Consider the following 11,035-nt stretch of genomic DNA (forward strand, 5'->3'; position numbering starts at 1 on the left):
GGCTCGACCGTGCGGATGACAGCCTGCCGCGGCACGAGCCGATGCTCGAGGTCCTCATCAAGCGGCACTACCTCGAGCACGAGCTGCATGGGCCGCACCACTTCCTGGCCAACGGCAGGCCCTTCGCGATCGCGGACTACACGCTCGACGACCGACCGACTCACCTCACGTCGACGATCGGCGACCTCGCCGAGCTGACTCCGGGCAGCGACCTCGACCTCTCGGTCGCCAACGACGTGTGGAGCCGGGTCGAGGGCCACGACTCCGTCGTCGACCTGTATCTCCGCTGGCGGGACCAGCCGTCGGACCCCGAGGAGACCAGCGCAGCCGTGGCCGAGCGCCTCGGAGCCCTGGACTGGGCCAAAGACGTGCGGCGGGTCGCCGTCGCCGTGACCGACACGGCGGACCGGCCGGTTGGCTACTTCACCTACCGTCCGCAGGACGGCGACCTCGTCGAGGACCGCCTGGTGCGCGGTGTCCACCCCATGGTCGGCCGTCGTCTCCAGCTGTGGCGACTGCGCGACTTCGACGCCACCCGGCTCGAGGCTGCGGAGGACGTCTTCCTCTACGAGTGCGTCGCCAGGGACAACCCAGAGGACCGGCGCCTCGTCGCCGCCGCCCAGGTCCGCCAGCTCGTCGTCGTCCGCGACGAGTCCGGCCGCGTGACGGGCCTGCCGCAGGTCGAGCGCGCCATCGCCAACTGTCTCGACGCCATCCGCCGGCTCCGGGCCGCGCGGGGCTCCGCCGGCTCCCGACTCGACATGAACTACGTCTGGGTCACGATCTGGCCCCTCATCGACGCCGACCTCGACCAGCTGACCGCCCTGCAGGCAGAGATCGCGCCGCTCACCGTGGGCGCGGGAGTCGAGGAGGTCCTCGTCCAGGCTCGCGTGGTCCTCGAGCCGGAGCAGGGGCCGATCACGATCGCGGGACGGTTCTACTACCAGCCGGGCTCAGGCGTCGTCGGCACCGTTGGTCAGCCGCCCAGCGAGCCGCTGAAGCCTCTCGACGACTACGCCTCCAAGGTCGTCCGGGCGCGTCGTCGCGGGCTCGTCTATCCCTACGAGCTGCAGGCCATGATCGCGGGCGACGGCGGCGCCGTCGTCGAGCACGACCTTGACGACGCCGGCCGGCTCGTCCCCGCCGACCGCCCCTTCGGTCACAACAAGGCCGGCATCATCGTCGCGGTCGTGACCTCGCCGACCGATCGCCACCCCGAGGGCGTGACCCGGGTCGTCCTGGCCGGCGACCCCCTCCGCTCCCTGGGATCGGTGGCCGAGGCCGAGTGCGCTCGCGTCATCGCTGCGCTCGACCTCGCTGAGGAGCTCCGCATCCCGGTCGAGTGGTACTCCCTCTCGGCCGGCGCCCGCATCTCCATGGACTCGGGCACCGAGAACATGGACTGGGTCGCTCGCGCCCTCAAGCGCATCGTCGAGTTCACCCAGGCCGGGCACGAGATCAACGTCGTCGTCGCCGGCATCAACGTCGGCGCCCAGCCGTACTGGAACGCCGAGGCGACAATGCTCATGCACACCAAGGGCATCCTCGTCATGACGCCGGACAGCGCCATGGTCCTGACGGGCAAGCAGTCGCTCGACTTCTCCGGCGGTGTCTCGGCCGAGGACAACTTCGGTATCGGCGGCTACGACCGGGTCATGGGTCCGAACGGCCAGGCACAGTACTGGGCCAGGGACCTCGCCGCGGCACGCGAGATCCTCATGAGCCACTACGACCACGCCTATGTCAGCCCGGGCGAGCAGGGCCCGCGCCGGGTCGCGACGAGCGACCCCACCGATCGTGACGTGACCGCCTTCCCGCACTCGATGCCGGACTCCGGATTCACGACGGTCGGCGACATCTTCTCAGCCGAGAAGAACCCGGACCGCAAGAAGCCCTTCGACATCCGCACCGTCATGAGGGCGCTCACCGACCAGGACCACGCGACGCTGGAGCGGTGGGCCGGCATGGCGGACGCCGAGACCGCCGTCGTGCAGGACGCCCACCTCGGCGGCATCCCGGTCTGCCTCATCGGCATCGAGTCGAAGTCGGTGCCCAGGCGCGGTTTCCCGCCCACCGACGGGCCTGACGCCTACACCGCGGGCACCCTCTTCCCCCGCTCGTCCAAGAAGGTGGCCCGCGCGATCAACGCGGCCAGCGGCAACCGACCCGTCGTCATCCTCGCCAACCTGTCCGGCTTCGACGGCTCGCCGGAGTCGATGCGCAACCTCCAGCTCGAGTACGGCGCCGAGATCGGCCGGGCCATCGTCAACTTCGACGGGCCCATCGTCTTCACAGTGATCTCGCGCTACCACGGCGGTGCCTTCGTCGTCTTCTCCAAGGCGCTCAACCCGCGCATGACGGTCCTCGCGATCCAGGGTTCCTTCGCGTCGGTCATCGGAGGCGCGCCTGCCGCCGCCGTGGTCTTCTCCAGAGACGTCGATGCCCGAACCGCCGCGGACCCGCGCATCGTCGAGCTGGCATCCCGGGTGGACTCCGCGGAGGGAGTGAAGCGCGCCCAGCTCGCGACCGAGCTGGCGGAGCTGCGTGCCTCGGTCCGCGCCGAGAAACTCGGCGAGGTCGCCGCTCACTTCGACAACGTCCACAGCATCCACCGGGCGGTCGAGGTCGGCTCGGTCGACGAGGTCATCGAGGCCGCGGACCTGCGGCCGCGGATCATCTCCGCGCTGGAGGCGGGCCTGGCAGGCTGAGCGGAAGCCAGCCCAGCGGCATACGGCACAACAAAGCCCAGCCGTATGCCGCTGAGCTCGCTCAGTGGCACACGGCTGGGTTTGGCGCGGCGCTAGCTACCGCGTCGTCACGACCGCCCGGTGGGGTGGGAGGGGGAGGCGGTCGGAACGGTGTCGGGCTTTGCGTCCGGCACCGTGGGGGAGGAATCGGGCTTGTGGTTGGTCGGGACGTCCGACGGCTTTCCGGTGGGGACGGTCTCAGGCTTGCCGGTGGGCGCGCCTTCCGGCTTGCCCGTGGCGCGGTCCCCCGACTTGCCCGGAGCGTCGATCTCGGCACAGAAGGCCTCGACCTTGTCCTCCCCGCCCGCCGCCTCGATGAGGTTCCCGAAGGCGACCGAGTCCATGGCCTTGCCGTTCCCGGCGACGTTCTCCCACGCGGTGCACAGGCCGTGGGCCGCGGAACCGCTGGCGTCGGGGCCCACGGGCGCCCCCTTCGCGTCCTTGCCCTGCTTCGCCTGGTCGCTGGTCTGCCGTCCCGCAGCGCTGGAGGCTGACTGGCTCGACGCCGGGGCGGTCACGCTGGTGTTCGGCGTCGCCGGAGTGTTGGCCGAGACATAGGCGACGGTGGCTGCGCCACCGAGGCCCACGGCGATTCCGGCGATGGTCGCGCCGAGCTTTGCGCCGGCGAGCGTTGCGATCATGGAGGGTCTCCGTCGTTTGGGGTGGGGGGCGGAGACATGGGCGCGGAACGTGTCAAGGGCGCCATCGAGGCCGGTGAGCTCCCGCGCGCTCGGCTGGGCGGAAAGGAGGAAGGCCACCCGTGCGAGCTCGGGATTGGCGGCGACGTCGTCGAAGAAATCGTCGCTCGACCCGACGCCGTGCTCGAGGTCACCAGTTGGTTTGTCGTTGCTCATGTCACCCCCGAAGCGTCCGAACATCGCTGTCCGTTACTTCCTTCTTGGCCAGGATTCGGGCGAGGTTCTCGAGGCCACGGTGACAGGCGACCCGGACGGCTCCGGGACTGCGGCCGAGCAGCTCGGCGACCTCGGCGACGGGGAGCCCCGCGACGACGCGAAGCAGGACGACCTCGGCCTGTGTGGCTGGGAGGCTGCGGACCAAGCGCAGGGCGTCCTCGGTGCTCGCCGCCTCCACGACGGCGTCGGCGCTGTCCGGCGCCGTGTCCGACGTCCACGTGCTCGCGCGCCACCCGAGGCCTGCATCTCTGGCGCGTTTGCGACCGGCGTCGACCGCGCGTCGCCGAGCGGTCGTGAACACCCACGCACGCCATGCGGTCTCGTCACCCGTGAATCGCTTCAGGCCGCGCACCACCGTGGTCCACGTCTCGGCAGCCACCTCCTCGGCCATCTCACCGCCGAGTGACAGGTAGCGCAGGAGAGCCGGGTTCAGGTCACGCCAGAGGCGCGCGAACGCGTGCTCATCACCACCCTGTGCGGCAGCGAGAATCCTGTCGAAGTCCGCGCCGATCACGCGGGACAGTCTGTCCGGTACCCGGCTGCCGCGCCACCCGAACCGGCGTGTCTACTTGAGGATGCACAGTCGGCCACAACGCCCGGCAGGTCGGTCGCGAGGCACCGCTCCGGAGGAAGCGCTTTGCGGCAAGTCCCGATGGTTGGTATCGGAAGCCGCGACTGGAGCGTAGCGTCGAGAGGACGGCACGTGCCACAGGTGCAGACAGCGGCCTTCGCGCGACGCCAGCGGCGTTATGGAAGCGAGCACATCGTGAGCACCGTAGGCACTGGAATCCCTGCCAGCAACGCACCTGAAGACCCCGGCGGTGCACACCACCCGAGTCGGGAGTCAGGGGGACACATCGGCTGGGTCGTGGCCGCGTCGTTGGGCATCGGACTGGTCGCCGCTCTCCTCCTCGCTGCCGCCCCGTTCATCAGCCCGGAAGAGGACGACGTCACGGGTGCAGTTCTGTGCGGGTTCGCCCTGGGCTGGGCCGCTTTGGCTCTGCTGTCGGTGCGATTGACCGATCAACCTCAGCGGTGGGCAGCCGTCCCTGCCGTGTTCATGGGGGTGTGTGGTTTGCTCCTGATCGGCTTCGGCACGACCGTGCGTGAGGTGCTGAACTGGGTGGGGCCGCCGGCGCTGTTGGCGCTGGTGGTGTGGATGGCCGTCCAAGCCCACCGGCACCTGCGCAGCTGGACTCGACGCTGGCTGCTGTACCCGGTGTTCGCTGTGTTGCTGCTGGCTGCGGTCGGCGGCGGCTACCAGACCGTGCGCGAAGCCGCGGACGCCAACGCGTATTCCATGCCGGGTCAACTGATCGACGTCGGCGGACATCGCCTCCACCTCCACTGCACCGGCTCCGGCAGCCCCACCGTCGTCCTTCAACCCGGAGGAGGCGACTTCTCCTCAGCCATGGCGTGGATAGCGCCGGCGGTCGCCCGAAACACCCGGGTCTGCGTCTACGACCGGGCGGGTCGCGGCTGGAGCGAGCCCGCCCGCGGCCCCCAGGACGCCACCCAGATAGCGGCCGATCTCCACACGTTGCTGCAACGCGGAGACGTCCCCGGGCCATACGTGTTGGCCGGCCACTCGTTCGGCGGCCTCTACATCCTCACCTATGCCGACCTTTATCCCGACGAGGTCGCCGGGATGGTACTGATCGACTCCACCAACCCGGCCACCAAGGCCGATCCAGAGAGGGCAACGGGGTACGGGAAAGGCTCCCACGATGCCCTCTCCGACCGTGCTGCGGCAGTCGGCGCGGCTGCGGCACGAGTCGGATTGGTGCGCCTCCTCGGGAGCTTCGAGTACGGCGAGCTGCCCGCGCATTCGCGTGACGAGGTCCGCGCCAAGACCGCCACCGCCGACTACGCCGCCGGCTGGATCGACGAGTTCCTCCAGGCCAACGCCTCCGGAGTGGAAGCCGCGAGGCTCACCAACTTTGGTGACAAACCGCTAGTCGTCCTCACCGCCGGCGCCGAGACCGACGCCACCCATGACGCGGCGCAGAACAAGCTGGCGAGCTTGTCGACCAACAGTTCGCACCGCGTCGTCGAGGGCGCCAGCCACGCTGGGCTCATCTTCGACGAGCAGTACGCCAAGACCACCACCCGCGCAGTTCTCGACGTCGTCGACTCCGTGCGCAGCGCAGACCCGCTGGCCCGATGACGGGGGTCGCACGGCAACCTGTTCCCGTGACGCATGTTGCCCGGATCCCGGCTCCGACGCGCCAGAGGAGGGCCGCCGTGGCGGGGTGAATAACGGTTCTTGGCCCGGATCTCGTTCACTCGATCGCGGCAGGGGGCCGGTGGTTGACGGGGCGATATGGTCGGGTTTGCCCTTGCGTCTACGAGAAGGCCCGATGACCCCCACCCAAGAGCTGATCGCCCGTGTCCGCGCCGCCGCCGAAGGCTCGCCCTATGTCGTCGAAGAGCGCCCATACGGGTTCGACCTGACGATCGACCTCGTCGACGCGACGTGGTGGACCTTGTTGCGCAAGAACGCCGTCAAGCGCGTTTTCACACACGAGGTCCGGCTCGAGGAGGGCCGCCGCCGGATGACGATCACCGACGTGTCCAACGAGGTGCGCTGGGACGCCGGGGTCGGGCCGTCGGGTCGGCCGTCCCTGCATGCCGAGAAGCAGGTGCAGAAGGGTCGCGTCTACGAGTTCTCCTCCGAGAAGCAGTGGGGTGCCGACGCGGCGACGCCCGGGGGAATCGGCAAGGTCGTCGACTACACCTTCCGCGCAAGCGAGGGACGGGACCTCATCCGGGACGCCGCGAAGCCGCTCGGCTGGTCTGAGGGCATGGGCCGCGAGCAGAAGATCGGTCTGGCCGCTGCCCTCTTCGCGCTCGCCATCGTCGTCGTCATCGGCGTTGTCGCCGGTGTCATCCTGCTGGTGAGCTGACGACCGACAACCGCGGCCGAGTGACGGAACACCTCAGGTCAGTGGGTGGCCCGCCACCAGCGCTGACCGCCGACAAAGGCGAGGAGGACGCCGAGCCCTCCGATGACGAGGCCGGTGATGAGCCACACGCCCAAGGCGTTCTCGCGAGCGACGGCGCCCGTGCTACTGCCACCGAGGAAGCCGGCGAGCGGCGCGAGCACGGCGACGATCAGCCCGAGAATGGTCATCCACTGGCCCGGGGCGACCGGCTCGGAACCCTCGTTGACCTCGGCGTTCATGACAACTCCTTCGGCGAGTCGACAGTGCGCTCCCAGCGTAGCCATCCAGCGGAGGGTGGGCTCGACGAGGGAAGTGAACACGCCACGAGTCGTAAGCCGGGACGTAGGCTGCGGACATGAGCGACAACGCAGGGGCGGTCCCCGACATCGACCCGACGGTGCCTCCGAGCGGAACCGGATGCGCCGAGTGCGCCGCTGATGAAGGGTGGTGGGTCCACCTGCGGCGATGCACGGCCTGCGGCCACATCGGCTGCTGCGACACGTCGCCCGCCCAGCATGCCTCGGCGCATCACCGCGCCACTGGACATCCGATCATTCGCAGCTTCGAGCCGGGTGAGACCTGGTTCTACGACTACCGGACGAGTGACTTCGTCGAGGGCCAGGAGCTCGCGCCGCCGACAAGCCGGCCCAGCGACCAGGGGTCGCCGGCACCACGGGACCGGGTCCCGGACAACTGGCGCGACTTGATCCACCGATGACTCCCGGGGCCCGGGCCGCGGTCGAGGCGACCGTGGAAGTGGTCCCAGCCAACGAGGTCGCCTGTGCGGACCTCCAAACCATCTTCGGCACCAAGGGCCAGGGCTCCCGTTGTCAGTGTCAGCGCTACAAGTTGCGGCCGAGGGAGTCCTTTGCCAGCTTTCCCGTGGAGCAGCGAGTGCACCGGCTGCGAGAGCAGACCGACTGCGGCAATCCCGGGTCCGGCGCGACCAGTGGCTTGGTCGCCTTCGTCGACGATGAACCCGTGGGGTGGTGCGCCGTCGAGCCGCGCACGGCCTATGAAGGATTGGTCCGCAACCAACGGGTGCCATGGCAGGGGCGGAATGAAGACAAAGACGACGCCAGCGTCTGGGCCGTGACCTGCATCTTCGTCCGTGCCGGCTACCGGAGACGCGGGATCAGTGGCGCCCTGGCAGGCGCGGCCGTGGACTTCGCTCGCCAGTCCGGCGCCCGTGCCCTCGAGGCCTATCCCATGACGACGACGAACGCCATCGACGAGGAGCTCCACGTCGGCACTGTCGGCATCTTCGCCGAGGCAGGCCTCGTCGAGATCGGTCGACCCACGCTGCGTCGGGCCGTCATGCGGATCGACCTCTGGTGAACAGACGGCTCGTCCGTACTGCCTCGGTGACCCGGGTCCTGCGGCGCGCTCCATCATGGCTGCCGTGGGTCCTCCTGCTGGTCGCCGTGGTCGGCTTGCTCCTGCCGTGGCTCCTCGCGCCCGTCGCCTCCGACGAGCGGTACCACTACGTCGCCGCGCCGGGGCGCATGCACGACAACGTCCTCAACGTCGTGCCGTGGACGATCAACGACATGCAGTGGCGGATGCGGGACGGGCGCATCGCTCCGGTTGGTGTGTTCTTCCAGCACGTCTTCTACCTGCTCGGGATGCAGTTCGCCTTCGCGACTGGCGTCCCGCTCTTCGTCGTGCATGGCCTCGTCAAGGTCGTACTCCTGTCCGCCGTCGTCGGTTCGTTCGCCCTCCTCCTGACGCAGCTCAGGCGTCGTGACGGCGAGCGCCTCGACCGGCCCACCCGCACCACCGCCCTCATCCTCTTCGCAGCCCTGCTCGTCCTCGGCGTCACCGCGACCTCACCGGATCGCAACGGGTGGACGACCTTCGTCGTCCTCTGCATCGGTGGCATCGTCCTGATGTTCCTGGCGGGGGCCGCCTCCCTCTGGGCCCTGCGCGGGTGGGGCAGCTGGGGCCCGCTCGGCAAGACGCTGTCTGCTGCCGGGATCGTCGTGCTCGGCATCATCATCACGCTCAGCTACGAGATGCACTGGGCTGCAGTACCGTTCGCAGTCATGCTGCTGGCCCTCGTCGGGCGCTCTCGGCCGCAGCACCGACTCGCGCTCAGCGTCGCGCTGGGCGGCGGCTGGCTCTCCGCCGTCCTCGTGACCCGCGAGGTCATCGCGTCAGCCGCGACTGGCGACATCTACACCGGCCTGAAGCTTGACCTCGGTGGTCCGGTCCTCAAGGTCATCGCGCTCCAGCTCGTCAGCGCCGTGCCCGGCACGGGCATCCCCTATGCCCTCCGTGACGCGGACGCAGGGCTGCCGGAGCCGATGCCCTTCGGCGGGTCTGGTTCGCTTTGGGGCGTCCTCTTCGCCGTCGCGGTCCTGCTCCTGCTGCGGCGGCGCCCTCTCACCGGGGACGCCGGCGCCAACCGCGCTGGTCCGGACCGTCAGCCGCTGGTCGCCCTGGCGCTCGCCCTGGCCAGCTCGGCGCTCGCCGCGGCCGTGATCCTCTCGGTCTCCGAGCAGGCCCATCAGATCGTCAGGTTCGTCGGCGCCACGTACCGCGGCACCCCGTGGATCTGGACCTGCCTGGCGGGCATCCTCGCCGTCGTCATCGCGGTCCTGCCCCGGACGGACTGGAGCCGGCGCGTGACGACGGCTACCTTCACGGCCACCTGCGCCGTCGCCGTCGGGGTACTCGTCTGGCCCACCACCGTCAGCTCCATCCAGACCCAGCGAGCGGCCACCGACTACCTCATCTGGGAGCGCGCCCAGTCCGAACTCATCGGCGGCAGCACGGACCCGGTGTCGGTTCAGCACCGGTGCCTCCTGGCGGACCAGGCGACCGACTGGGCCGGGAACAGCAGCTACCGCTCGGCCTACCTGGAGGAGTACGAGCAGTCCTACCTGCACCAGTGGGGTCGCCCCTGGTGCCGATGAGGACGCACCTCCTCAGCTGACGGACCGTGGAACCGCGGCGCGGCTAGGGTGCGCTCATGGGCCAAGTCCAAGGGGCCAGCCTCGCGGAGCGCGCGGTTGGCCGGCTGCCGCGATGGGCTGCCCTCACCCTCGGGATCGTGGCGTCGCTCGTCGGGCTTGTCCTCGCGACCCGACCATTCCGCTCGCTCGCCGTGCTCGTCATGGTGGTCATCCTCGCCCTGGTCGTATCCGGGGTCGTCGACCTCGCCACGCCGGCGGCCACCCGGCAGCGATGGCTCAGCCTGGTCCGCGGCCTCACACAAGTCGCGGCCGCCCTGGCGCTGCTCCTCTGGCCGGGATCCGGCCTGCGCGTCATCACGGCGCTCGCCGCGCTCGCCCTCGTCGTTGCTGGCGTCACCGCCTTGGTCGAGGGGGCCGGGGCAGAGGGCTCGGCCCGATGGGCCGGCTTCGGTGTCGGCTTCGCACAGGTGGTCCTCGGCGTCCTGGCGCTCTCGTGGCCCGACGTGGCCGTTCTCGTCGTGGCGATCGCCTTCGGGGTCCGGTTGGTCGTCTTCGGAGTCCGCCTCGCCGTGGGCAGCCGTAGATCACAGCCGAGTTCGAGCTCGGGGCGGCCTCACAGTCGGTGGCGGCTCGCCACCAGCATCACCGCCGCGATCGGGGCCGTGCTGCTCGCGCTCGTCAGCCTGCTCGTGCAGCGCGGCACACCACAGGTGGACGCGTTCTACGCCGCGCCGGACTCGGTCCCGACCGCTCCCGGGCAGCTGCTGCGCAGTGAACCGTTCGACCGTGACGTCCCGGCCGGGGCAACGGCGTGGCGGATCCTCTACACGACGACGCGGGACGACGGCGTGCCGGCCATCGCGAGCGGGATCGTGGTCGCCCCGGTTGGCGTCGAGGGCCCGACACCCGTCGTTGCATGGGCCCACGGAACGACCGGATGGGCAACCGAATGCGCGCCATCGGTGCTCGAGCATCCGTTCGAGGCGGGCGCGCTGTTCAGCCTCGACGCCGTCATCAAGAGGGGGTGGACGCTCGTCGCCACCGACTACGTCGGCCTGGGAACCGAGGGGTCTCATCCCTACCTCATCGGTGAGCCGGCGGCGCGATCGGTGCTCGACTCAGTTCGAGCCGCCCACCAGCTGGATGCGGTCAACCTGGCGGAATCGACTGTGGTTTGGGGGCATTCGCAGGGCGGGCATGCCGCCCTCTGGACCGGGATGCTCGCCGGGTCGTACGCGCCCGAGCTGGTGATCGCCGGAGTCGCCGCTCTCGCCCCGGCCAGCAACCTCGCCGGGCTCGTCGACGTCGTGGGCAGCATCCGGGTCGGCAGCCTCTTCGGCGCCTATGTCGTGCAGTCCTACACAGACACCTACGCCGACGTGCGCTACGACGACTACGTCCGCCCCGGCGCGCAGGTCATCGTGCGTGAGATGGCCGCGCGGTGCCTCTCGGAACGTGGCGTGATCGTCTCGCTCGCGACGGCGCTGCTCCTCGACCAGCCGGTATGGCGG

The 11,035-nt window shown here is 69.9% G+C and carries 10 protein-coding genes; 7 read left to right on the forward strand and 3 right to left on the reverse strand.

Going from position 1 to position 11,035, the window contains the following annotated elements; all coding sequences use genetic code 11:
* Positions 1-2,708: carboxyl transferase domain-containing protein (locus VIR15_RS02925; protein ID WP_331925975.1), on the forward strand; the 2,708-nt coding region annotated here is incomplete at its 5' end.
* 107 nt (positions 2,709-2,815) lie between these two features.
* Here VIR15_RS02925 and VIR15_RS02930 read toward each other — a convergent pair.
* Positions 2,816-3,601, reverse strand: a complete 786-nt coding sequence (locus tag VIR15_RS02930) for a hypothetical protein (RefSeq protein WP_331925976.1) — start codon at positions 3,599-3,601, stop codon at positions 2,816-2,818.
* A 1-nt stretch (position 3,602) separates the two neighbouring features.
* Complete coding sequence (locus VIR15_RS02935; RefSeq protein ID WP_331925977.1) at positions 3,603-4,175, reverse strand: RNA polymerase sigma factor; 573 nt, start codon at positions 4,173-4,175, stop codon at positions 3,603-3,605.
* Positions 4,176-4,427: 252 nt separating this feature from the next.
* Here VIR15_RS02935 and VIR15_RS02940 point away from each other — a divergent pair, with 252 nt between their 5' ends.
* Together VIR15_RS02940 and VIR15_RS02945 are read left to right on the forward strand one after the other, a co-directional pair.
* A complete protein-coding gene (locus VIR15_RS02940; protein WP_331925978.1) occupies positions 4,428-5,828 on the forward strand; it encodes an alpha/beta hydrolase in 1,401 nt (466 codons plus the stop codon).
* A gap of 193 nt (positions 5,829-6,021) precedes the next feature.
* A complete protein-coding gene (locus tag VIR15_RS02945; RefSeq protein WP_331925979.1) occupies positions 6,022-6,567 on the forward strand; it encodes a hypothetical protein in 546 nt (181 codons plus the stop codon).
* A gap of 38 nt (positions 6,568-6,605) precedes the next feature.
* Here the strand turns inward: VIR15_RS02945 and VIR15_RS02950 are convergent, their stop codons facing one another.
* Positions 6,606-6,845 carry a hypothetical protein gene (locus VIR15_RS02950; RefSeq protein ID WP_331925980.1) on the reverse strand — a complete coding sequence of 80 codons (240 nt, stop codon included), beginning with the start codon at positions 6,843-6,845 and terminating at the stop codon, positions 6,606-6,608.
* A gap of 116 nt (positions 6,846-6,961) precedes the next feature.
* Between VIR15_RS02950 and VIR15_RS02955 the strand changes: the two genes are divergently transcribed.
* From VIR15_RS02955 to VIR15_RS02970, 4 genes are all read left to right on the forward strand, one after another.
* Positions 6,962-7,324 carry a UBP-type zinc finger domain-containing protein gene (locus VIR15_RS02955; protein WP_331925981.1) on the forward strand — a complete coding sequence of 121 codons (363 nt, stop codon included), beginning with the start codon at positions 6,962-6,964 and terminating at the stop codon, positions 7,322-7,324.
* Positions 7,321-7,944 (forward strand): GNAT family N-acetyltransferase, encoded by a 624-nt coding sequence (locus VIR15_RS02960; protein WP_331925982.1) that lies wholly within the window; start codon positions 7,321-7,323, stop codon positions 7,942-7,944. The genes VIR15_RS02955 and VIR15_RS02960 overlap by 4 nt, the downstream gene beginning before the upstream one ends.
* Positions 7,941-9,524: a hypothetical protein gene (locus tag VIR15_RS02965; RefSeq protein ID WP_331925983.1), complete on the forward strand. Its 1,584-nt coding sequence runs from the start codon at positions 7,941-7,943 to the stop codon at positions 9,522-9,524. Before VIR15_RS02960 ends, VIR15_RS02965 begins: the two co-directional genes overlap by 4 nt.
* Before the next feature lie 56 nt (positions 9,525-9,580).
* Positions 9,581-11,035 (forward strand): lipase family protein (locus tag VIR15_RS02970; RefSeq protein WP_331925984.1); only part of this gene is annotated, 1,455 nt, incomplete at its 3' end.

The organism is Intrasporangium sp. (assembly GCF_036566125.1).
GTDB lineage: Bacteria > Actinomycetota > Actinomycetes > Actinomycetales > Dermatophilaceae > Intrasporangium.

Coding starts and splice junctions, on each gene's coding strand:
- VIR15_RS02960 (WP_331925982.1), top strand. CDS start 7,321: ATGACTCCCGGGGCCCGGGCCGCGGTCGAGGCGACCGTGGAAGTGGTC.
- VIR15_RS02955 (WP_331925981.1), top strand. CDS start 6,962: ATGAGCGACAACGCAGGGGCGGTCCCCGACATCGACCCGACGGTGCCT.
- VIR15_RS02950 (WP_331925980.1), bottom strand. CDS start 6,845: ATGAACGCCGAGGTCAACGAGGGTTCCGAGCCGGTCGCCCCGGGCCAG.
- VIR15_RS02945 (WP_331925979.1), top strand. CDS start 6,022: ATGACCCCCACCCAAGAGCTGATCGCCCGTGTCCGCGCCGCCGCCGAA.
- VIR15_RS02930 (WP_331925976.1), bottom strand. CDS start 3,601: ATGAGCAACGACAAACCAACTGGTGACCTCGAGCACGGCGTCGGGTCG.